This is a genomic window from Roseateles subflavus, assembly GCF_030285365.1.
GTDB classification, from domain to species: domain Bacteria; phylum Pseudomonadota; class Gammaproteobacteria; order Burkholderiales; family Burkholderiaceae_C; genus Roseateles_B; species Roseateles_B subflavus.
Map to the genome: position 1 here is coordinate 857,605 of NZ_JASVDS010000002.1, position 21,934 is coordinate 879,538.

Consider the following 21,934-nt stretch of genomic DNA (forward strand, 5'->3'; position numbering starts at 1 on the left):
GGGCGAGGGGCGTCAGCCGCGGGCGCGCAGGGATTTGCCCCGCGCTCAACGGCCAGGGCAAATGGTGGCAGGATGCAGGCCATGGAATTCCACAATCTCTACAACCACCAGCTGGCGCGCATCGCCGTGGGGGTCCCGCAGTGCCGCATCGCCGATCCGGCCTTCAATGCCGTGCAGACCGGCGCCCTGATGCAGCAGGCCCATGACGCCGGTGCGGCCCTGGTGGCGTTTCCCGAGCTGGGCCTGTCGGCCTACAGCTGCGACGACCTCTTCCATCAGCGGGCCCTGCTGGACGGCTGCGAGGAGGCGCTCGCCGAGCTGCTGGCGCTGTCGGCGGGCCTGACGCCCATCGCCATCGTGGGGCTGCCGCTGCGCATCGAGCACCGGCTCTTCAACTGTGCCGTGGCCCTGCACCGCGGCCGCCTGCTGGCCGTCTGGCCCAAGACCTACCTGCCGAACTACGCCGAGTTCTACGAGGCCCGCCAGTTCAATGCCGCCGAGGAGCTGCTGTCCCGCGAGATGGAGCTGCTGGGCCAGCGCGTGCCGGTGGGCAGCGACGTGCTCGTGGAAGCGCAGGACGTGCCGGGGCTGGTGATCCATGCGGAGATCTGCGAGGACGTCTGGACGCCGATCCCGCCGTCGAGCTTCGCGGCGCTGGCCGGCGCGACGGTGCTCGTGAACCTGTCGGCCTCCAACGTGACCGTGGGCAAGGCGGCCTACCGCCGCCAGCTGGTCTCGCAGCAGGCCGCGCGCTGCCTGGCGGCCTATGTCTACACCTCGGCCGGCGCGGGCGAGTCCAGCACGGATCTCGCCTGGGACGGCCAGGCGCTCATCAGCGAGAACGGCGAGCTGCTGGCGGAGTCGCGCCGCTACCACCGCGGCTCGCAGCTGATCTTCGCGGACGTGGACCTCGAGCGCCTGGCGCGCGAACGCATGCGCCAGACCAGCTTCGGCGCCTCGGTGCGCCGGCACGCGCCCCAGCTGCGGGACTTCCGCCGGGTGGGGCTGGAGCTCGCCCCGCCGCGTGAGCAGGCACTCGGCCTGCGCCGCCGGGTGGACCGCTTCCCCTACGTGCCCGCGGACCGCAGCCGCCGCGACGAGCGCTGCCAGGAGGTCTTCAGCATCCAGGTGCAGGCGCTGGTGCAGCGGCTCGAATCGAGCGGCATCCGCAAGCTGGTGCTGGGGGTGTCGGGCGGCCTGGATTCGACCCATGCGCTGCTCGTCGCGGCCCGCGCCATGGACCAGCTGGGCCTGCCGCGCCAGCAGATCATCGGCGTGACGATGCCCGGCTTCGCCACCAGCACCCGCACGCGCGACCAGGCCTGGCGGCTCATGCAGGCCATCGGCTGCGAAGCGCGCGAGATCGACATCCGACCCAGCTGCACGCAGATGCTGCAGGACCTCGGCCACCCGTATGCGGCGGGGGAGTCGGTCTACGACGTCACCTTCGAGAACGTCCAGGCGGGCGAGCGCACGAGCCACCTGTTCCGCCTGGCCAACCACCTGGGCGCCCTCGTGCTGGGCACCGGTGACCTCAGCGAGCTGGCGCTGGGCTGGTGCACCTATGGCGTGGGCGACCACATGTCCCACTACAACGTGAATGCGAGCGTGCCCAAGACGCTGATCCAGTACCTCGTGCGCTGGGTGGCGGAGACCGACCAGCTGGGCCACGACAGCGGGCGTGATGTCCTGCTGGACATCCTGGCCACGGAGATCAGCCCGGAGCTGGTGCCGGGCCAGGTGCTGCAGAGCACCGAGAGCCATATCGGGCCCTACGAGCTGCAGGACTTCAACCTCTTCTACACCCTGCGCCACGGCTTCGCGCCGTCCAAGATCGCCTTCCTGGCGCTGCAGGCCTGGGGCGACCGTACCCAGGGCGACTGGCCGGACGGCGAGCACGTGAAGCGCAACGAATACGAGCTTGCCGAAATCAAGAGGGTACTCGGCATCTTCGTGAAACGCTTCTTCCAGGGCAGCCAGTTCAAGCGCAGCTGCGTGCCCAACGCTCCCAAGGTGGGCAGTGGTGGATCGCTCTCGCCGCGGGGCGACTGGCGGGCCCCGAGCGACGGTGAAGCGAGCGTCTGGCTGGCCGACCTGCTGCGCATTCCGGCCTGAGTTCCATGCTTAAATCGGGGCAACAGGCTTAATCAATCCGCTTTGGAGTCCCCGATGAAACAGATCACCGCCATCATCAAACCCTTCAAGCTGGACGAGGTCCGCGAGGCGCTGGCCGAGGTGGGCGCGTCCGGTCTGACCGTCACCGAGGTGAAGGGTTTCGGTCGCCAGAAGGGCCACACGGAGCTCTACCGCGGTGCGGAATACGTGGTGGACTTCCTGCCGAAGGTGAAGGTCGAGGTGGTGGTCAAGGACGACGACGTCGAGCGCTGCATCGAGGCCATCCTGAAGGCGGCCAAGACCGGCAAGATCGGTGACGGCAAGATCTTCGTGACGCCGGTGGAGCAGGTCATCCGCATCCGCACCGGCGAGGAAGACGAAGCCGCGGTCTGATCGTCAGACCCGGCAAGCACAAGGGCGCCTCTCGAGGCGCCCTTGGTCTTTGGGCGTCACGGGTTCAGAAGAGGCGATGCCAGGCCGCGGCGCCCCACACCCCGGCGCACAGCAGGAGGGACAGCAGCACGGCGGCGCTGGCGAGGTCCTTGGCCCGCTTGGAGAGCTCGTGCAGCTCGAAACCCACGCGGTCGATGGCGGCCTCGATGCCCGAGTTCAGCAGTTCCACGATGAGCACCAGCAGCAGCGAGCCCAGCAGCAGCGCGGTCTCCACCCAGCCCTGCCCGAGCCACAGGGCCAGCGGCACCGCGACCACGCACAGCCAGACTTCCTGGCGGAAGGCGCTCTCGCCGGTGTAGGCCGCACGCAGCCCGGCCCAGGAGTAGCCCGCGGCATGCCGGATGCGGTCGAGGCCGGTGCGGCCCTTGTGGGGGTTGCTCATGGCTTCTTGCGCAGCGCGGGCCGCTGCGTCACCACCTGCGTCCGGCACAGCACGTCGTGCAGGAACTGGCGGGACGGGTGCAGGCGGGCGAGCAGCACATAGGCCGCCACGCCGGTCATCAGCGCACCGAAGATGGCACCGCCACTGTGCAGGCCGGCGAGCTCGACCGACACCAGCGCCGGCAGGAACCACAGCCAGGCCAGCAGGTAGCGGGCGAGGGCGCGCCATTGGCCGATCGGGGCGCCGGCCTCGTCGACGATGCGCAGATGCCAGGACTTCATGGCCACGGTCTGGCCGCCATGGGTCCAGAACCAGACGAAATAGATGCCGAGGACCACGAACTCGAAGGCCTGCAGGCCGCCCTTGCCCTCGAGGGCGCTGCGCTGCTGCGTCAACGCACTGAAGAGGTAGCCGGAAATGAAGACGACGCCGAAGAGGACGACACCTTCATAGAGGAACGACGCCATGCGGCGCCACAGGCTGGGCGCCTGCTGCGGGGTCGGCACGTCCATGATCAGCGGCTGCTGGCAGAGGCTGCGGGAGCGGCCGGCGGCACGCGCGGCAGCAGGGTCTTGGGGTCGACGAGGGCGGGATCGACCACCAGCTTGCCGCGCCCGACGGGGCGCGCGCCCGCGGCCGGATGGCCCTGGGTGATCAGGACCGTCGTCACCCCAGGCTTGGCCTGCAGCACCGAGGGCGCCACGGCCACGGGGGCGGCGGCCGGCTTCTGCGGCACGAAGCTGGACTTCGCACCGTTCAGCGGCTTCGGTGCCTCGGCGGCGGCCTTGCCGCCCGGGTGCTTCTGCGCGGCCTTCTCGGCGCCCTTCTGGGCCAGGGCCTGGCGCTCCTCGGGTGTCAGCGCCTGGTAGGCCTGCCACTTGGACTGCAGCTTCTCCGACTGGAGCTTGTCGTCCCGCAGCTGCGGGTTGGACTGGAAGCCCACACGCGCCTGCTGGCGTTCGGTGGGGCTCATGCGGGTCCATTCGATCATGCGCTCGCGCAGGCGCGACTGCTGCTCGGGCGTGAGGGTGTGGAAGCGGGCGGCGATCTCCAGCCACTTGCTCTTGCGGGCGGCGTCGAGGCCGTCCCATTCCTGGGCCAGCGGGGCGAGCACGGCCTGCTGCGCCGGGCTCAGGCTGGCCCAGCGCTGGCCACCGACCAGGCTGGCGGTGGGCAGGGGCTTGGCCGCCTGGGGCAGGGCGGCGGGCAGGGAGGCGGCCGGGGCGATGGCACTCGCCGCAGCGGCGGGGGGAGACGCGTCGCTGGGCTGGGCGTGGGCGGTGCTCAGCAGTGCCGGGATCAGCAGCAGGGCGAGCGGGCGTCGGACGTTCAGCGCAGGCGTCATGGGCGGGCGGTCACTCTTCGTGTCGTTCTTGTTGCTCGTCCGGATTCTCATCCAGATATTCCTTGAAGCCCGGATCGCTGTAGGCGGCGGGCGGCAGCGGCTTGGCCAGCATGGCCGTGTCCACTTCGGCGGCGGCCAGGATCTGCTGGTACCACTGGCTGTGCTGGATCAGCAGCAGGCCCAGCAGCAGCAGCAGCAGGGGGCCCAGCGAGGCCAGCTTGAACCAGCGCGGCGAGCGCTCACCGCCCTGCAGGGCGAGGGTGCTGCCCATGCGCAGGGTCTGCTCCGCGGTGACGGGGGCCGCGGCACGGGCTTCCTTGGCCTTGCGCAGCGCCTGCTCGCGCGCGAAGCGCAGGCGTTCGGTGATGTCGCCGGGCAGCTCGTCGGAGGCCAGGCTCAGGCCGGCCGCCACGCGCTTGCCATAGGCCGCCACACGGTTTTCGGCGTCTGCGTCCATCCCGGGCGTCGTGTGCTTGTTCATAGTGTGATCCCCTTGGCTTTGAGCGCCTTTGCCAGTGCGTGAACGGCCCGGGAGCAGTGCGTCTTCACACTTCCCTCCGAGCAACCCATGACGCTGGCCGTCTCGGCGACGTCCAACTCCTCCCAGTAACGCAGCAGGAAGGCTTCCCGTTGACGCGTCGGCAGCTGGCTCACCTCGGCATCGATGGACTGCAGGATCTGGCTGCGCGAGACCTCGTCCGCCGCGCTGAGCGTACCCAGCCCGCCGTTGCTGCTGGTGAGGGTTTCCAGCAGGTCGAAGTCATCGTCCGGGTCGGCGCCCTCGACGTCCGACAGATTGAACATGACCGCGTTGCGCACCTTCTGGCGCCGGAACCAGTCCATCGTGGCGTTGGACAGGATGCGCTGGAAGAGCATGGGCAGCTCGGCGGCCGGGCGGTCGAAGTACTTCTCGGCCAGGCGGATCATGGAGTCCTGGACGATGTCCAGGGCGGCATCGTCGTCGCGCACCATGTAGGCGGTGCGCTTGAAGGCCCGCCGGTCCACGCTCTTCAGGAAATCGTTGAGTTCTTTGTCTGTCGCCAAGATGGATCCAGTGCGCCCGGCCTGGAGTGCCGGCGGGAAAAACGTCGCGGATTATGTCACCGGGTCCGGAATTGGAGTCAAACCCCCAGCCAGAGCGCCAATTCCATGCATAATGTTGCTTCGCACAATGAGTTCCCAAGGTCTCAAGCTGGTGCCCGACCGGGGCGCCGAGTTTTTTGACCGCGCACGTTCCGAATCCGCCTCACAAGGGTGTGAAGAGGAGCACCGATGGTTTTTCGTCAGAGAAATTCACAGAGGTTCGACATGGATATGTCTGCCGCGGACGTCAAACGTGCAGCGACCGATGGTCGTGCACAACCGCATTCTTCACATTCCGCTTCGGAGCTGAACGGCTCCGAGATCCTGGTCCGTAGTCTGCAAGCAGAGGGCGTCAAGTACCTCTGGGGCTATCCGGGCGGCGCCGTCCTCTACATCTACGACGCGCTGTACAAACAGGACTCCATCCAGCACGTTCTGGTGCGCCACGAGCAGGCCGCCGTGCATGCCGCTGACGGCTATGCCCGCGCCACTGGCGAAGTCGGCGTGGCCCTGGTGACTTCGGGTCCCGGCGTCACGAATGCCATCACCGGCATTGCCACGGCGTACATGGACTCCATCCCCATGGTGATCGTGACCGGCCAGGTGCCGACGCCCGCCATCGGCCTGGACGCCTTCCAGGAGTGCGACACCGTGGGCATCACCCGCCCCATCGTCAAGCACAACTTCCTGGTCAAGGACGTGCGCGACCTCGCGAGCACGCTCAAGAAGGCCTTCCACATCGCCCGCACCGGCCGTCCCGGCCCCGTGGTGGTGGACATCCCCAAGGACGTCTCCCTCAACAAGACCCATTTCAGCTACCCGGCCACGGTCGAGATGCGCTCCTACAACCCCGTCAAGAAGGGGCACTCGGGGCAGATCCGCAAGGCCGTCCAGCTGCTGATGAGCGCCAAGCGCCCCTACATCTACACGGGCGGCGGCGTCATCCTGGGCGAGGCCACGGCCGAGCTGCGCGAGCTGGTCAACCTGCTGGGCTACCCCTGCACCAACACGCTGATGGGCCTGGGCTCCATGCCCGGCACCGACCCGCGTTTCCTGGGCATGCTGGGCATGCACGGCACCTACGAGGCCAACATGACCATGCAGCACTGCGACGTGCTGCTGGCCGTGGGCGCGCGCTTCGATGACCGCGTGATCGGCAACCCCAAGCACTTCTCGCAGGTCGAGCGCAAGATCATCCACGTCGACATCGACCCCTCGTCGATCTCCAAGCGTGTGCGCGTGGACATCCCCATCGTCGGCGACGTCAAGGACGTGCTGCAGGAGCTGATCCACCAGATCAAGGAAGCGCAGGCCCGCCCGGACAGCGCCGCCATCAACGCCTGGTGGAGCCAGATCAACGACTGGCGTCGCAAGGACTGCCTGTCCTACAAGCGCGACAGCGACGTCATCAAGCCGCAGATGGTCGTCGAGACCCTGTGGAACCTCACCCGCGATCGCGACACCTACATCACCTCCGATGTGGGCCAGCACCAGATGTGGGCGGCGCAGTTCTACAAGTTCGATGAGCCCCGCCGCTGGATCAACTCCGGCGGCCTGGGCACCATGGGCGTGGGCCTGCCCTACGCCATGGGCATCAAGCTGGCCAAGCCGGAGTCGGATGTGTTCTGCATCACCGGCGAAGGCTCGATCCAGATGTGCATCCAGGAGCTCTCGACCTGCCAGCAGTACAAGACGCCGGTCAAGATCGTCTCCCTCAACAACCGCTATCTGGGCATGGTGCGGCAGTGGCAGGAACTCGACTACGAGGGCCGCTACTCCCACAGCTACATGGATGCGCTGCCCAACTTCGTCAAGCTGGCGGAGGCCTACGGGCATGTGGGCATCCTCGTCGAGCATCCGTCCGACGTGGAGCCCGCGCTGCGTGAGGCCATGCGCCTGAAGGACCGCACCGTCTTCCTCGACGTGCGCACCGATCCGACCGAGAACGTCTGGCCCATGGTCAAGGCGGGCAAGGGCATTTCGGAAATGCTGCTGGGGTCCGAGGACCTGTGAGCCCCGTGTGAGTCCTGCACGGTCCGCCGGCTTACCGGCCCCGGACCGGCGCAGGGCCCGCCAGAGCTTGCATCGGCACCCCCGAGCATTCTTTTTCCACCATCGGAAAGCGTGGCCAAGGGCCGTCGGTTACCGCCGCCGGCCTGAAGAGCGCGAAGGACGAGACCCATGAGACACATCATTGCTTTGCTCATCGAGAACGAGCCGGGGGCGCTGTCGCGCGTCGTGGCCCTGTTCTCCGCCCGGGGCTACAACATCGAGAGCCTCACCGTGGCGCCGACGGAAGACCCGTCGCTGTCCCGCATGACCATCGTGACCACCGGCTCCGATGACGTCATCGAACAGATCACCAAGCACCTGAACCGGCTGATCGAGGTCGTGAAGGTCGTCGATCTCACCGAGGGCAACTACACCGAACGCGAGCTCATGCTCATCAAGGTGCGCGCCGTCGGCAAGGAGCGCGAGGAGATGAAGCGCACCGCCGACATCTTCCGCGGCCGCATCATCGACGTGACGGAGAAGACCTACACCGTCGAGCTGACCGGCGACGCCAGCAAGCTCGACGCCTTCATCGACGCCATCGACCGCACCGCCATCCTCGAGACGGTGCGCACCGGCGCCAGTGGCATCGGCCGCGGCGAGCGCATCCTCAGAGTCTGAACTTTCCCCTGGCGGCGGGCCTGCATGGTCTGCCGTCGCCCGGCAGGCCATGAGCCGGCGGGGCAGCGAACCTGGCTCGGTGTGGCCCCGGCACGAGGTTCGCAAGCACAAGGGGCCCGAATATTGATTGCATCGTTTTTCTGGAGACCGACATGAACGTTTACTACGACAAGGACGCCGACCTCAGCCTCATCAAGGGCAAGAACGTCACCATCATCGGCTACGGCTCACAAGGCCACGCCCACGCCCTGAACCTGAACGACAGCGGCGTGAAGGTCACGGTCGGCCTGCGCCGCGGTGGCGCGTCCTGGTCCAAGGCCGAGAACGCCGGCCTGAAGGTCGCCGAGATCGCCGAGGCCGTGAAGGCCGCCGACGTGGTCATGATCCTGCTGCCCGACGAGCAGATCGCCGATGTCTACAAGCGCGAAGTCGAGCCCCACATCAAGCAGGGCGCCTCGCTGGCCTTTGCCCACGGCTTCAATGTCCACTACGGGCAGGTGACGCCCCGCGCCGACCTGGACGTCTGGATGGTCGCCCCCAAGGCCCCGGGCCACACCGTGCGCGGCACCTACACGCAAGGTGGCGGCGTGCCGCACCTGATCGCCGTCTATGCCGACAAGACCGGCAAGGCGCGTGACCTGGCGCTGTCCTACGCCTCGGCCAACGGCGGCGGCAAGGCCGGCATCATCGAGACCAACTTCCGCGAAGAGACCGAGACCGACCTCTTCGGCGAGCAGGCCGTGCTGTGCGGTGGTGCCGTCGAGCTGATCAAGGCCGGCTTCGAAACGCTGACCGAAGCGGGCTACGCCCCCGAGATGGCCTACTTCGAGTGCCTGCACGAGCTGAAGCTGATCGTGGATCTGATCTACGAAGGCGGCATCGCCAACATGAACTACTCGATCTCCAACAACGCCGAGTACGGTGAGTACGTCACCGGCCCGCGCGTGGTGACCGAGGCCACCAAGGACGCGATGCGCCAGTGCCTGAAGGACATCCAGACCGGTGAATACGCCAAGAGCTTCATCCTGGAGAACAAGGCCGGCGCTCCGACGCTGCTGTCGCGCCGCCGCCTGACGGCCGAGCACCCGATCGAGCAGGTCGGCGAGAAGCTGCGGGCGATGATGCCCTGGATCAAGAAGAACCGCCTGGTCGACCAGTCGAAGAACTGATCGCCGGATCCGTCAAAGGATCCTCACCCGGCATTAGAGAGCCGCGTCGCCTTCGGGCCGACGCGGCTTTTTTATGCCGGCGCATGCGCTATCCTCCCTGCCCATGACCGATTCCAAGCAGCCGGCGCACCTCGACGACGAGGATGACGCTGAAGTCCTGACCCCGGTGCGTCCGCGCCGCAAGGGCATCTACATCCTGCCCAATCTCTTCACGCTGGCGGCCCTGTTCGGCGGCTTCTATGCCATCGTGATGGCCATGCACGGACGCTTCGAGCAATCCGTCTATGGCGTGTTCTGTGCCATGGTGCTGGACAGCCTGGACGGCCGCGTCGCCCGCATGACCAACACCCAGAGCACCTTCGGCGAGCAGATGGACTCCCTCTCGGACATGGTGTCGTTCGGCGCCGCGCCCGCGCTGATCACCTACGAATGGGCCCTGCAGGGCCTGGGCAAGTGGGGCTGGTTCGCGGCCTTCGTGTACTGCGCTGGCGCCGCGCTGCGCCTGGCCCGCTTCAACACCAACATCGCGGTGGTCGACAAGCGCTTCTTCCAGGGCGTGCCGAGTCCCGCCGCTGCCGCGCTCGTGATGGGCCTGATCTGGGTGGTGGAGGACGCCGGCTACCATGCGCCCGCCGCCTCGACGGGCCTGGCCTGGCTGGCCTTCGGCTTCACGCTCTTTGCGGGTCTGACCATGGTCACGAATGCCCCGTTCTACAGCTTCAAGGACATCAGCTTCAAGCGCTCGGTGCCCTTTGTGAGCGTGGTGGCCATCGCCCTGGGCATCGCGCTGATCAACCTTGATCCGCCGAAGGTGCTCTTCGGCCTGTTCTGCGCCTACGGTCTGTCCGGCTACGTGGTCTACGGCTACAAGCGCGTGAAGGGCAAGCCCGTCAGCGTGATCGCCATCTCGACCGACGAGCCGGATGAAAAGGGCCTTCACCATTGACGTAGGCAGGCCGGGTGCGGCCGCCGGACCCCGTGCTACATTCGACCACCATGAAGACGCTGACCGTCATCGCCGCTCTGCTACTAGCCATCGGGCCCTTGGGCACGAGGCAGTCGCGCGTCTGAACGTCACCGTACTTCCACCCCAAGAGCCCGCCGAGCACCTGCTTCGCGGGCTTTTTGTTTATCCGGCCACCCCATCCGAATCACCTCTTTCACGTTTTCACGGAGACCCTCATGGCTGACAAGCTCATCATCTTCGACACCACCTTGCGCGATGGCGAGCAATCGCCCGGCGCCTCGATGACGAAGGACGAGAAGCTGCGCATTGCCCGCCAGCTCGAGCGCATGCGCGTGGACGTGATCGAGGCCGGCTTCGCTGCCGCCAGCAACGGTGACTTCGAGGCGGTCAAGGCCATCGCCGACGTGATCCGCGAGAGCACCGTCTGCTCGCTGGCCCGCGCCAATGACCGCGACATCGCCCGTGCAGCCGAGGCCCTCAAAGGCGCGGCCCGTTCGCGCATCCACACCTTCATCGCGACGAGCGAGCTCCACATGGAGAAGAAGCTGCGCATGACCCGCGAGCAGGTGCTGGAACAGGCGCGCCTGTCCGTGCGCTTCGGCCGCAATCTGACCGACGACATCGAGTTCTCGCCGGAAGACGGCTACCGCTCCGACATGGACTTCCTCGCCCGCGTGTGCGAGGCCGTGATCGCCGAGGGTGCGCGCACCATCAACATCCCCGACACCGTGGGCTACGCGATCCCCGAGCTCTACGGCAACTTCCTGAAGACCCTGCGCGAGAAGGTGCCCAACTCCGACCTTGCCATCTGGTCCGTGCACTGCCACAACGACCTGGGCATGGCCGTCGCCAACTCGCTGGCCGGCGTGAAGATCGGCGGCGCGCGACAGATCGAGTGCACCATCAACGGCTTGGGCGAGCGCGCCGGCAACTGCTCGCTGGAAGAGGTCGTGATGGCGGTCAAGACGCGTCGCGACTACTTCGGCCTGGACGTCGGCATCGACGCCTCGCAGATCGTGCCGGCCTCGAGGCTGGTCTCGCAGACCACGGGCTTCGTCGTGCAGCCCAACAAGGCCGTGGTGGGTGCCAACGCCTTCGCCCATGCCTCGGGCATTCACCAGGACGGCGTGCTCAAGGCCCGTGACACCTACGAGATCATGCGCGCCGAGGACGTGGGCTGGAGTGCCAACAAGATCGTGCTGGGCAAGCTCTCGGGCCGCAACGCCTTCAAGCAGCGCCTGCAGGAGCTGGGCATCGAGCTGGAGTCCGAGGCCGAGATCAACGCCGCCTTCCAGCGCTTCAAGGACCTGGCCGATCGCAAGAACGAGATCTTCGACGAGGACATCATCGCCCTGGTGATGGACGAGTCCGTCATCCAGGACCACGAGCACTACCGCCTGCTTTCGCTGGCGCAGCGCAGCGAGACCGGCGAGCGCCCGCACGCCCGGGTGGTCTTCTCCGTCGGTGACAAGGAGTTCAAGGCCGAGAGCGACGGCAACGGTCCGGTCGATGCCTGCCTGCAGGCCATCGAGTCCGAGGTGCAAAGCGGCGCGGAAATGATCCTCTATTCCGTCAATGCCATTACCAGCGGCAGCACAGAATCGCAGGGCGAGGTGACGGTGCGCCTGCAGCATGCCGGTCGCGTCGTGAACGGCGTCGGTGCCGATCCGGATATCGTCGTGGCGTCAGCCAAGGCATATTTGGCCGCGTTGAACAAGCTGCAGAGCAAAATCGAGCGCGTGGCGGCCCAGGGCTGAGGCCCGCGGACCCGGGCCTGGCAGCAGGCCCGGACCGTGCGGGGCGTCTCGATCGTGAACTTTAAAAGCCGCGGCTAAGTTTTTGATCTTGCCCGGGTTTTGAGCTTCACCTAAACTGGTGGCGACCTTGTTGGGGGCTGGCGTGAGTACTGTTGTAAAGACCTTGGGTGTCAAGACCTTCCTGGGCGCTGTGGCCGGCAGCGCGTTTGCCCTGACCGTCGCCCTGGCGCTCGCGCTGGCGCCGCACGGGGCTCAGGCCGCCACCGGCAGCACCGGAAAGAGCACGGGCAAGACCGGCACCAAGTCCGCGAGCAAGGCCGCCGCGATCCCCAAGGTCGCGTCCAAGAACGTCCGCAAGGCCAAGCCGGCGTCCGTCGTGCGCAAGGCCGCCGTGGTCGCCACGCCGGCAAACCCCACCTTCGGCCAGATGTACGGCCTGCATTCGGTTGACGACCCGCTGGACCTCAAGAGCAGCGTCGCCCTGGTCATGGACCAGGACACCAACGAGGTCCTGCTGTCCAAGAACACCCAGGCGGTCCTGCCCATCGCCTCCATCACCAAGCTGATGACGGCGCTGGTGATCGTCGAGGCCGGCCAGTCGCTGGACGACAAGATCACCATCACCGACGAAGACCGTGACACCGAGAAGGGCACGGGCTCGCGCCTGGCCGTCGGCACGACGCTGACGCGCGCGGAGATGCTGCACCTGGCGCTGATGTCCTCGGAGAACCGCGCGGCCAATGCCCTCGGGCGGCACTACCCCGGCGGGCTGACGGCCTTCGTGGCCGCCATGAACCAGAAGGCGCAGTCCCTGGGCATGACGGACACCCATTACGTCGAGCCCACGGGCCTGTCCAGCCGCAACCAGTCCAGCGCCAAGGATCTTGCCGCCCTGGTCAAGGTGGCCCACGAGGTGCCGCTGCTGCGCGAGTACTCGACGACCCGGGACGCCACCGTGGCGCTCGGCCGCCGTCAGGTGGCCTTCCACAACACCAATGGCCTCGTGCGTTCGGGCAGCTGGGACATCGGTCTTCAGAAGACGGGCTTCATCAATGAGGCGGGCCGCTGCCTGGTCATGCAGGCCAGCCTGGCGGGCCGCAAGCTGATCATGGTGCTGCTGGATTCCACCGGCAAGTACTCCCGCATCGGCGACGCCGAGCGCATCCGCAAGTGGCTCACCAACGCGGGCGCCACGTCCTCCGGCAGCGCGCAGCCGCAGGCGCAGATGACCCTGGACAAGGCGGGCTGACGATCGACGCCGGCCCCCAGAAGCGACAACGCCCGGACCGCAAGGTGCCGGGCGTTGTCGTTTCTGGCCTGGACGCGGGGTCAGCCGCGGTAGCCGAGGGCCGAGGAGATCTGGGCGGCGGTGTCCTTGAGCCGGCCGAGCCAGGCTTCCTCGAGACGATCCGCCGGGGCCGAGATGGACAGGCCGGCGACGAGCTTGCCCTGGTCGTCGTAGATGCCGGCGGCCATGCAGCGCACGCCGAGTTCGAGTTCCTCGTCGTCGCGGGCGACGCCGCGCTGGCGCACCGTCGCCATCTCGCGTTCGAGGGCGGCGATGTCGGTCAGGCTGTTGCGCGTGTGGCCGGCCAGCCCCGTGCGCGTGGCATAGGCCCGCACGCGCTGCGGGTCATCGCTGGCCAGGAAGAGCTTGCCCACCGACGTGAGATGCAGCGGGGCGCGGCCCCCCACGGCCCGCACGACCTGCATGCCGGAGCGCTCGGAGTAGGTGCGCTCGATGTAGACGATCTCGTCCCCCTGGCGCACCGAGAGGTTGACCGGCTGGTGCGTGAACTTGTGCAGCTCGCGCATGGGTTCCAGCGCAGCGTCCCGCACGTCCAGTCGGGCCTTGACCAGATTGCCAAGCTCCAGAAGGCGCATGCCGAGGCGGTAGGCGCCGGCTTCCGGACGATCGACATAGCGACCAATGGCGAGGTCGTTCAGGATGCGGTGGGCCGTGGACGGGTGCAGGCCGGTGGTTTCGCTGATCTGCTTCAGGGAGACCGGGTCCTGGTGGCTGGCCAGCACGTCCAGGATGGCGAAACTGCGCTCCAGCACCTGAATGGCGGGAGTCTGTGCCTCATTGCTCTTCATGCCGACCATTGTGCGGCATGGCAGCAATTTTTTGCATGGCGAAATTGGAGGCCGGTCTCAGTGTGTGGCGTGGGGCGCGACTTCACCGAGTTCGGCCAGCAGTCCCCGGGCGGTCTGACGCCCGGAACGAACCGCGCCTTCCAAGGTGGCGGGGTAGGGCCCGTCGAGGTAATCGCCCGCGGCCCACAGCCCGGCGGCAATGCGAGCGGCGGGGCGCTTCAGGCCCGGCGTGCAGGCGAAGGTGGCACGCTTTTCGGTGAGCACCCGCTCCACCCGCAACTGGCTCAGCGGCGCGGCCTGCCGGGCCACCTGGGCGAGCGTGGCCTCGGCGCAGGCGGCCACGCCGTCCGGCCCGCGGTCCAGCCAGGCGCCCGCGCCGCTGATGACCGCGGCGAAGCGGCCCGGCGCGAGGCCCAGGGCCCCGTGATCGAAGAGGTACTGCGCAGGCTCGATCGCGGATTCCTTCAGCGAGACCATGGGGAAGGGCAGCTGCCCCTGGGCGCGCAGGTAGACGGTCACGATGGGTTCGTAACGCAGGGCCTCCGCCTCGGCAGCCCACGCGGGGTGGAAGCCGGCGAGCTGCCGTGCCGCCTCGCGGGCAGGGCACGCCAGGACGACGGCGTCGAAGGCCGCCGGGGCGCCGTCGGTCTGAACCGTCCAGCGGCCGTCGGGGGCGCGGCCGAGCAGGGCCCGGCGACCCAGCTGCACGCGGGCGCCACGGGCCCGCAGGGCTGCCAGCGCGGGATCCGGGAGCACCGCGGACAGCGGCTGGCGCGGCAGCAGGAGGTCGGCCGAGCCGCGCCCGCTGAACAGCGCATCCTTGAGTACCCGCAGGAACACGCGGGCGCTGGCCTGCTCGGCCGGGGTGTTGAGCGCGGCAACGCACAGCGGCGCGACCAGCTCCTCGTAGGGCTGACGGTGCATGCCTTGGCACAGCTCGCGAACGGTCAGGGACTCGCGGCAGCGGAAGCCCCTCAGCGCCCAGCCCAGGCAGAACCCCAGCACGCTGAATTGCGCGGACCAGGACCAGTGCCGGGCGTGCAGCACGGCCCAGGCGAAGGTGAGCTGTGGCGGGCCCTTGGGCAGCCGCAGGCCGCGCCCGGCGGCGTCCGTCAGCTGCAGCGGGCTGCGGCGGAACAGCGATGCCTGCGCCAGGCCCAGCGAGGCCAGCAGGTCCAGCGTCTCGGTGTAGGCACCGATCAGGATGTGCTGACCGTTGTCCAGGGGCGGCCCGGCCTCGTCGGGCGGCAGGCTGCGCGCGCGCCCGCCAGGGGCTGGCGCCATCTCGAAGACGCTCAGGTCATGGCCCTCGGCCTGCAAGGCCAGGGCCGCACTGAGGCCGGCCCATCCGGCGCCGATGACAGCGATGCGCGCCATGCGTTCAGCGGCCGCGCCAGTTCGTCTTCATCGCGATCCACACCTTGCGCAGCGGCGTCAGCGAGATCTTCTGGTGCAGCACGCGGAACTCCTCGGCCTCCAGCTCGCGCAGCAGGGCACGGTAGATGTTGGCCATCATCAGCCCCGGCTTCTGGGCCTTGCGGTCGGCCTCGGGGAGGAGGGCGAAGGCCTCGTCGTAGCAGCGGTGGGCCCGTTCGGCCTGGAACTGCATCAGGGCCGTGAAGCGGTCGCTGTAGCCCCAGGGCGCCTGGCGCAGCAGGATCTCGTTGGCCTTGACGCCGAATTGCTGCAGCTCGTTCACGGGCAGGTAGATGCGGCCGCGGCGGGCGTCGTCGCCCACGTCACGGATGATGTTGGTCAGCTGCAGCGCCAGGCCGAGCTTGTGGGCGTAGGCGATGGTCTGGGCCTCGGTGCGGCCGAAGATGCCCGACGCGACCTCGCCCACCACGCCCGCCACCAGGTGGCAGTAGCGCTGCAGGCCCGCGAAGTCGAGGTAGCGGCTCTGGTCCAGGTCCATCTGGCAGCCGTCGATCACGGCCAGCAGGTGCTCGGCGCGGATGTCGTAGTCCCGCGCATGTGGCATCAGCGCCTTCATGGCCGGGTGGCTGGGCTGGCCGGCAAAGGCCGCCAGCACTTCCTTGCGCCACCAGGCCAGCTTGGCCGCGGCGACGCCGGGATCGTGAATCTCGTCCACCACGTCGTCCACCTCGCGGCAGAAGGCATAGAAGGCGGTGATGGCCGCCCGGCGCGGGGCCGAGAGGAACTGGAAGGCGTAGTAGAAGCTGGAGCCGCTCGCGGCGGCGCGCTCCTGCGCGTACTGGTCGGGCGTCACGCGGCGGCTCCTTGGGTGGGGCGCATGCGCAGCGCGCGCCACAGCAGGGGGGCGAAGTCCAGGGCGCCCAGCTGTGGGCGGCGAACGAGAGAGGCGTGATCCATGGCCTCGATTCTCTCAAGAATGCGCAGGCCGCCCTGGACCACCAGTCGCAGTTCCCAGCCTGCCCGCCCGGGGAGGGCATGCACCAGCGGCGCCCCAGCCCTCATCAGCTGCCGCGCCCAGGCGCACAGCTCGGCGATCAGGGCGCGGGCGGCGGGGCCGTCCTCGCAGCGCAGCCAGGCCTGCACCTCGAGACCGTGGCGGTCGAGGTCGGACTGCGGCACGTAGCAGCGGCCGTTGGGCCCGTCGCGGGTGAAGTCCTGCCAGAAGTTGATCAGCTGGAGCGCGGTGCAGATGGCGTCCGACTGCGCCAGCGCCGTCGCGCCCTGCACGCCGTACAGATGCAGGAGCAGCCGTCCGACCGGATTGGCGGATCGCTCGCAGTAGTGCAGCAGCTCCTCGCGGCTGCGGTAGCGCGTCTTCACGAGGTCCTGCTCGAAGGCGTCGAGCAGGGCTTCCAGCAGGGCCGCGGGCAGGGCGTGCCGGTGCAGCTGCACGGCCAGCGGCTCGAACACCGGCCGGGCCCAGCGCGGCGACGGCGCCTGCCCGGCGAAGCAGGCCTGGAGGTCGGCGCGGTAGGCCCGCAGATCGGCCTGGCGCTCGGCCGTGCTCGCCGTGCCTTCATCGGCCAGGTCGTCCGCCGTCCGGGCGAAATGGTAGATCGCCACCACGGCGGGCCGCAAGTGTGGGGGGCACAGCCAGGAAGCGACAGGAAAGTTCTCGTAGTGCTCTATGCTCACGGCCGGCATTGTGTCCGCAATGTCCACCCGGCCGGAGGAGCTCGGGTGCGCCCACTCCGGGGTTTGACAAGCCGGGAGGGGCTCAATACATTACTGACCGGTCAGTCAGTTACTGCGCGGCCGCTGTGTCGGCGCGCCGCTGTGCCTCGCCGCACGATCCGTCATGAAGAGGTCTTTGATGCCCAAATTCCGGAATTCCCGACTCCCCGCTCTGCTGCCTGTGATGGTGGCGCTGCTGCTCAGCGCCTGCGGCAAGCAGGCGGCAGCCCCTGAACCGGAACGTGCCGTGCGCACCCAGCTGATCGAGTCGAGCACGGCCGGCATGACCCGCGAGTTCGCGGCCGAGATCCGCGCCCGCACCGAGTCGCGCCTGTCCTTCCGCGTGGGCGGCAAGATCCAGCAGCGTCTGGTGAACCTGGGCGACAAGGTCCGTGCCGGACAGGTGCTGGCCCAGCTGGATGCCCAGGACCTGCGCCTCGGCTCGGAGGCGGCGCAGGCGCAGATGATCGCCGCCCGCACCAACCGCGACCAGGCGGGCGCCGACTACCGCCGCTTCATCGAGCTGCATCAGCAGGGCTTCATCAGCGCCGCGGAGCTGGAGCGCCGTGATGCCTACTTCAAGGCCGCCCAGGCCCAGCTGGACCAGGCCAAGGCCCAGGCCAGCGTGCAGGGGAACCAGGTGGCCTACGCCGCGCTGGTGGCCGACGCCCCGGGCGTCGTGACCGGCGTGGACGCCGAAGCCGGCATGGTCGTCGGTGCCGGCATGCCGGTGCTGCGCGTGGCCCACGATGGCCCGCGCGACGTGGTGTTCTCCGTCCCCGAAGACCAGGTCGGCGGTCTGCGCGCCGCCGCCAGCCAGCCCGGCGCCCTGCGCATGCGGCTGTGGGGCCAGCAGGAGGCTCAGCCGCTGCAGCTGCGTGAGGTGTCGGCCTCGGCCGATCCGGTGACCCGCACCTTCCAGGTCAAGGCCGACGTGGGCAAGTTCGACGTCAAGCTCGGCCAGACTGCCGCCGTGCTGTGGGAGCTTCCGCGCCTGGGCAATGTCGTCAAGCTGCCCCTGAGCGCCATCCTGGAGCGCGGCGGCAAGAGCCAGGTGTGGGTGCTGGACCCCTCCGCCATGACCGTCCGTGCCCAGCCGGTGCAGATCGGCGGGGCGGACGGCAACACCGTCGTCATCGCGGGCGGGCTGCAGCCCGGCCAGGAAGTCGTGACCGCCGGCGTGCACGTGCTGACGGACGGCCAGAAGGTGCGTCGCTACGCGGGTGACGCCGTGCCGGCCGCCACCGCTTCGTCGGCCGCCGTCGCCGCTTCGCGCTGAGGAGGCCCGCCGTGTCCATGAGCTCCAAACCGGGCCACGCTGGCTCCCGTTTCAATGTGTCGCGCTGGGCGCTCGAGCATCCGGCCCTGACGCGCTACCTGATGATCGTGCTGATGGTGATGGGCTTCGCGGCCTACTTCCAGCTCGGCCAGGACGAGGACCCCCCCTTCACCTTCCGCCTGATGGTGGTCCAGGCCTTCTGGCCGGGGGCCACCGCCATGCAGATGGCCGACCAGGTGACGGACAAGATCGAGAAGACGCTCCAGGAAGTGCCTTACTCCGACAAGATCCGTTCCTACACCAAGCCGGGCGAGTCCCTCACGATCTTCCAGCTGAAGGACAGCACGCCGCCCAAGGACGTGGCAGAGGTCTGGTACCAGGTCCGCAAGCGCATCAGCGACATGCGCTACACCCTGCCGCAGGGCGTGCTGGGCCCCGTCTTCAATGACGATTTCGGTGACGTCTACGGCTCCATCTACGCCCTGAGCAGCGATGGCTTCAGCCGCGAGGAGACCCGCGTCTATGCCGAGCGCGTGCGCCATCAGCTGCTCAAGGTGAAGGACGTCGCGAAGGTCGAGATCTTCGGCGTCCAGGCGGAGAAGGTCTACATCGAGATCTCCCAGAAGCGCCTGGCCGAGCTGGGCCTGGACTTCACGCAGGTCATCAACCAGATCGGTGCGCAGAACGCCGTCGAGGGCGCCGGCGTGCTCAATGCCGGCAGCACCAACCTGCAGATCCGTGTGCAGGGCCAGCTGGACGACCTGAAGGCGCTGCGCGACTTCTCCATCCGTGCGGTCAACCCCTTCACCGGCGCCGCCAGCCAGTTCCGCCTGGGCGACATCGCGGAGATCAAGCGCGACTACGTCGACCCCCCCAGCACCATGGTGCGCCACCAGGGCAAGCAGGTGCTGGCGCTGGGCGTCTCCATGGCCAAGGGCGGGGACATCATCGCCATGGGCCAGGCGCTCAAGGCACAGCTGGCCGATGTGCAGAAGGGCCTGCCGGCCGGCATGGAGCTGTCGCAGATCCAGGACCAGCCGTCCTCGGTGTCGCGCTCGGTGAACGAGTTCGTCCATGTGCTGATCGAGGCCGTGGTGATCGTGCTGGCCGTCAGTTTCATCAGCCTGGGTCTGCACACGCGGCCGCTGCGCATCGACATCTGGCCGGGCCTCGTCGTGGCCGTGACCATCCCCCTGGTGCTGGCGATCACCTTCGTGACCATGTTCTATTGGGGCGTCGGCCTGCACAAGATCTCGCTGGGCTCGCTGATCATCGCCCTGGGCCTGCTGGTGGACGACGCCATCATTGCGGTCGAGATGATGGTGCGCAAGCTCGAGGAGGGCTACGACAAGATGCACGCGGCGACGTTCGCCTATGACGTCACCGCCATGCCCATGCTGACGGGCACGCTGATCACGGCGGTGGGCTTCCTGCCCATCGGCCTGGCCCGGTCCACGACGGGCGAGTACACCTTCGCCATCTTCGCGGTGACGGCGGCTTCGCTGGTCATCTCCTGGGTGGTGTCGATCTACTTCGTGCCCTACCTCGGCTCCTTCCTGCTCAAGACCAAGGCCGGCCACGGTGGCGAGGCGCACGAGCTCTTCGACACGCCGTTCTACAACCGCTTCCGCGCCCTGGTGCGCTGGTGCGTGGAGAACCGCTGGAAGACCATCGGCATCACCGTGCTGCTGTTCTTCGCGGGGCTCTTCGGCATGACGCGCGTGCAGCAGCAGTTCTTCCCCGATTCCAGCCGCCCCGAGATCTTGGTGGACCTGTGGCTGCCCGAGGGCTCGACCATCCAGCAGAGCGAGCAGATGGCCAAGCGCTTCGAGGCGCGCATGCTCAAGGAGGAGGGCGTCTCCAGCATCACGACGTGGGTGGGCAGCGGCGTGCCGCGCTTCTATCTGCCGCTGGACCAGGTCTTCCCGCAATCCAACGTCAGCCAGGCCATCGTGCTGCCCAAGGACCTCGTCACCCGCGAGACCCTGCGCAAGCGCCTGCCCGAGCTGATGGCGACCGAGTTCCCCGAGGTGCGCACGCGGGTCAAGCTGCTGCCCAACGGGCCGCCGGTGCCGTATCCGGTGCAGTTCCGCGTGATGGGCGAGGACCCCCGGGTCGTGCGCCAGTGGGCGGACCAGGCCAAGGAGCTGCTCAAGGCCAACCCGCACATGCGCGGCGTGAATGACAACTGGAACGAGTCCATCAAGGCCCTGAAGCTGGACGTGGACCAGGACAAGGCACGCGCCCTCGGGGTGACGAGCCAGAGCCTCGCCCAGGCGTCGCGCACCATCCTGTCCGGCAGTGTCATCGGCCAGTACCGCGAGGGCGACAAGCTCATCGACATCGTGCTGCGCCAGCCGCTGGAGGAGCGCAACGCCATCACCGATCTCGGCAATGCCTACATGCCCACCACCACGGGCCGCGCCGTGCCGCTCACGCAGGTGGCCAAGGTCGGCTTCGAGTGGGAGCCGGGCGTGATGTGGCGCGAGGGCCGCAACTATGCTGTCACGGTGCAGGGCGACGTCGAGGAAGGCATGCAGGGGGCGACTGTCTCCGCGCAGGTCTGGCCGCAGATGCAGGCGCTGAGTGCCAAGATGCCGCCGGGCTATCGCATCGAGGTGGCTGGTGCCGTCGAGGAAAGCAGCAAGGGCCAGGGCTCGATCGCGGCTGGCGTGCCGGTGATGCTGTTCATCATCTTCACGCTGCTGATGCTGCAACTGCAGAGCTTCTCGCGCGCCATGCTGGTCTTCCTGACCGGCCCGCTGGGCATCGCGGGCGTGGCGGCGGCCCTGCTGCTGCTGAACCGGCCCTTCGGCTTCGTGGCCCTGCTGGGCGTGATCGCCCTGATGGGCATGATCATGCGCAACTCGGTGATCCTGATCGACCAGATCGAGCAGGATCGTGCGCGCGGCGTGCCGGCGTGGTCGGCCATCGTGGAATCCGCCGTCCGGCGCTTCCGCCCGATCGTGCTGACGGCCGCCGCGGCGGTGCTGGCCATGATCCCGCTCTCGCGCAGCGTGTTCTGGGGCCCGATGGCCGTCGCCATCATGGGCGGCCTCATCGTGGCGACCGTGCTGACCCTGCTGGCGCTGCCGGCCATGTATGCCGCCTGGTTCCGCGTGATGCGCCCGGCGGAAGCCAGCTCGCGCTTCCCGACGCCCTCGCGCTTCTGACGGAAGGGCTGCCGCAGGACGCGGGGTCGAGCGACCGAACCCATCCGCCGATCAGGAGGCGCCCCGCCAGGAAACCGGCCGGGCGCCTTTCTCTTTTGGGGGGGAAGGATTGCGGCTAACCCCTAGGTCCGGGAAATGCCCGTATTCGCGGCTACAATCACCGGTTTGCCGAAATGCCACGAGGCTGAGGTGGCTTGGGGTTTTCGGACCCTGATGCCACGGCAGCCTTGAAACCACTCGCGCGGGTGGCGAAATTGGTAGACGCACCAGGTTTAGGTCCTGACGCCTTCACGGGCGTGTCGGTTCGAGTCCGACCCCGCGCACCAGAAT

Annotated in this window: 19 protein-coding genes and 1 tRNA gene; 11 read left to right on the forward strand and 9 right to left on the reverse strand. The window is 68.1% G+C overall.

Annotation, left to right across the window (positions count from 1 at the left end; genetic code table 11):
* The first annotated feature begins 72 nt into the window (after positions 1 to 72).
* Both QRD43_RS09650 and QRD43_RS09655 read left to right on the forward strand, forming a co-directional pair.
* A complete protein-coding gene (locus QRD43_RS09650; RefSeq protein WP_434063849.1) occupies positions 73 to 2,115 on the forward strand; it encodes an NAD(+) synthase in 2,043 nt (680 codons plus the stop codon).
* A gap of 54 nt (positions 2,116 to 2,169) precedes the next feature.
* On the forward strand, positions 2,170 to 2,508 hold the full coding sequence (locus QRD43_RS09655) for a P-II family nitrogen regulator (protein ID WP_183104780.1): 339 nt from the start codon (positions 2,170 to 2,172) through the stop codon (positions 2,506 to 2,508).
* A 64-nt stretch (positions 2,509 to 2,572) separates the two neighbouring features.
* On the opposite strand, the gene QRD43_RS09660 is transcribed toward QRD43_RS09655, so the two are convergent.
* From QRD43_RS09660 to QRD43_RS09680, 5 genes are read right to left on the reverse strand one after another with little or no spacing between them, the layout of a single operon-like run.
* Positions 2,573 to 2,950 (reverse strand): diacylglycerol kinase, encoded by a 378-nt coding sequence (locus tag QRD43_RS09660; RefSeq protein WP_285982268.1) that lies wholly within the window; start codon positions 2,948 to 2,950, stop codon positions 2,573 to 2,575.
* On the reverse strand, positions 2,947 to 3,462 hold the full coding sequence (locus QRD43_RS09665; RefSeq protein WP_285982269.1) for an RDD family protein: 516 nt from the start codon (positions 3,460 to 3,462) through the stop codon (positions 2,947 to 2,949). Before QRD43_RS09665 ends, QRD43_RS09660 begins: the two co-directional genes overlap by 4 nt.
* 2 nt (positions 3,463 to 3,464) lie before the next feature.
* Positions 3,465 to 4,346: a DUF3106 domain-containing protein gene (locus tag QRD43_RS09670; RefSeq protein ID WP_285982270.1), complete on the reverse strand. Its 882-nt coding sequence runs from the start codon at positions 4,344 to 4,346 to the stop codon at positions 3,465 to 3,467.
* Positions 4,306 to 4,776: a DUF3619 family protein gene (locus QRD43_RS09675; RefSeq protein ID WP_285982271.1), complete on the reverse strand. Its 471-nt coding sequence runs from the start codon at positions 4,774 to 4,776 to the stop codon at positions 4,306 to 4,308. The genes QRD43_RS09670 and QRD43_RS09675 overlap by 41 nt, the downstream gene beginning before the upstream one ends.
* Positions 4,773 to 5,339 carry an RNA polymerase sigma factor gene (locus QRD43_RS09680; protein WP_285982272.1) on the reverse strand — a complete coding sequence of 189 codons (567 nt, stop codon included), beginning with the start codon at positions 5,337 to 5,339 and terminating at the stop codon, positions 4,773 to 4,775. Before QRD43_RS09680 ends, QRD43_RS09675 begins: the two co-directional genes overlap by 4 nt.
* Positions 5,340 to 5,603: 264 nt before the next feature.
* Here QRD43_RS09680 and QRD43_RS09685 point away from each other — a divergent pair, with 264 nt between their 5' ends.
* The 6 genes from QRD43_RS09685 (at position 5,604) to pbpG (ending at position 13,193) form a co-directional block, all read left to right on the forward strand.
* Complete coding sequence (locus QRD43_RS09685) at positions 5,604 to 7,391, forward strand: acetolactate synthase 3 catalytic subunit (RefSeq protein WP_285982273.1); 1,788 nt, start codon at positions 5,604 to 5,606, stop codon at positions 7,389 to 7,391.
* A 168-nt stretch (positions 7,392 to 7,559) separates the two neighbouring features.
* Positions 7,560 to 8,051 (forward strand): acetolactate synthase small subunit, encoded by a 492-nt coding sequence (gene ilvN, locus QRD43_RS09690; RefSeq protein WP_183104787.1) that lies wholly within the window; start codon positions 7,560 to 7,562, stop codon positions 8,049 to 8,051.
* A gap of 152 nt (positions 8,052 to 8,203) precedes the next feature.
* On the forward strand, positions 8,204 to 9,220 hold the full coding sequence (gene ilvC, locus QRD43_RS09695) for a ketol-acid reductoisomerase (protein ID WP_285982274.1): 1,017 nt from the start codon (positions 8,204 to 8,206) through the stop codon (positions 9,218 to 9,220).
* Positions 9,221 to 9,323: 103 nt separating this feature from the next.
* Positions 9,324 to 10,166 (forward strand): CDP-diacylglycerol--serine O-phosphatidyltransferase, encoded by an 843-nt coding sequence (gene pssA, locus QRD43_RS09700; protein ID WP_285982275.1) that lies wholly within the window; start codon positions 9,324 to 9,326, stop codon positions 10,164 to 10,166.
* A 236-nt stretch (positions 10,167 to 10,402) separates the two neighbouring features.
* Entirely contained in the window at positions 10,403 to 11,944 is a 1,542-nt protein-coding gene (locus tag QRD43_RS09705) for a 2-isopropylmalate synthase (RefSeq protein WP_285982276.1), read from the forward strand.
* Positions 11,945 to 12,125: 181 nt separating this feature from the next.
* Positions 12,126 to 13,193 (forward strand): D-alanyl-D-alanine endopeptidase, encoded by a 1,068-nt coding sequence (gene pbpG, locus QRD43_RS09710; protein ID WP_434063864.1) that lies wholly within the window; start codon positions 12,126 to 12,128, stop codon positions 13,191 to 13,193.
* 80 nt (positions 13,194 to 13,273) lie between these two features.
* On the opposite strand, the gene QRD43_RS09715 is transcribed toward pbpG, so the two are convergent.
* The 4 genes from QRD43_RS09715 to hpnC are packed head-to-tail and all read right to left on the reverse strand — an operon-like array spanning position 13,274 to position 17,122.
* Positions 13,274 to 14,041 carry an IclR family transcriptional regulator gene (locus tag QRD43_RS09715; RefSeq protein WP_285982278.1) on the reverse strand — a complete coding sequence of 256 codons (768 nt, stop codon included), beginning with the start codon at positions 14,039 to 14,041 and terminating at the stop codon, positions 13,274 to 13,276.
* Positions 14,042 to 14,098: 57 nt separating this feature from the next.
* Entirely contained in the window at positions 14,099 to 15,418 is a 1,320-nt protein-coding gene (gene hpnE / locus QRD43_RS09720; protein ID WP_285982279.1) for a hydroxysqualene dehydroxylase HpnE, read from the reverse strand.
* A gap of 4 nt (positions 15,419 to 15,422) precedes the next feature.
* Entirely contained in the window at positions 15,423 to 16,271 is an 849-nt protein-coding gene (hpnD, locus tag QRD43_RS09725) for a presqualene diphosphate synthase HpnD (RefSeq protein WP_285982280.1), read from the reverse strand.
* On the reverse strand, positions 16,268 to 17,122 hold the full coding sequence (gene hpnC / locus QRD43_RS09730) for a squalene synthase HpnC (protein WP_285982281.1): 855 nt from the start codon (positions 17,120 to 17,122) through the stop codon (positions 16,268 to 16,270). The genes hpnD and hpnC overlap by 4 nt, the downstream gene beginning before the upstream one ends.
* A gap of 169 nt (positions 17,123 to 17,291) precedes the next feature.
* On the opposite strand from hpnC, the gene QRD43_RS09735 reads away from it, so the two are divergent.
* The 3 genes from QRD43_RS09735 to QRD43_RS09745 all read left to right on the forward strand — a co-directional run bounded on the left by QRD43_RS09735 (position 17,292) and on the right by QRD43_RS09745 (position 21,930).
* Entirely contained in the window at positions 17,292 to 18,431 is a 1,140-nt protein-coding gene (locus tag QRD43_RS09735) for an efflux RND transporter periplasmic adaptor subunit (protein WP_285982282.1), read from the forward strand.
* Positions 18,432 to 18,448: 17 nt separating this feature from the next.
* Positions 18,449 to 21,604 (forward strand): efflux RND transporter permease subunit, encoded by a 3,156-nt coding sequence (locus QRD43_RS09740; RefSeq protein ID WP_285982283.1) that lies wholly within the window; start codon positions 18,449 to 18,451, stop codon positions 21,602 to 21,604.
* 239 nt (positions 21,605 to 21,843) lie between these two features.
* Positions 21,844 to 21,930 (forward strand) — tRNA-Leu (locus QRD43_RS09745).
* The last annotated feature ends 4 nt before the right edge of the window (positions 21,931 to 21,934 follow it).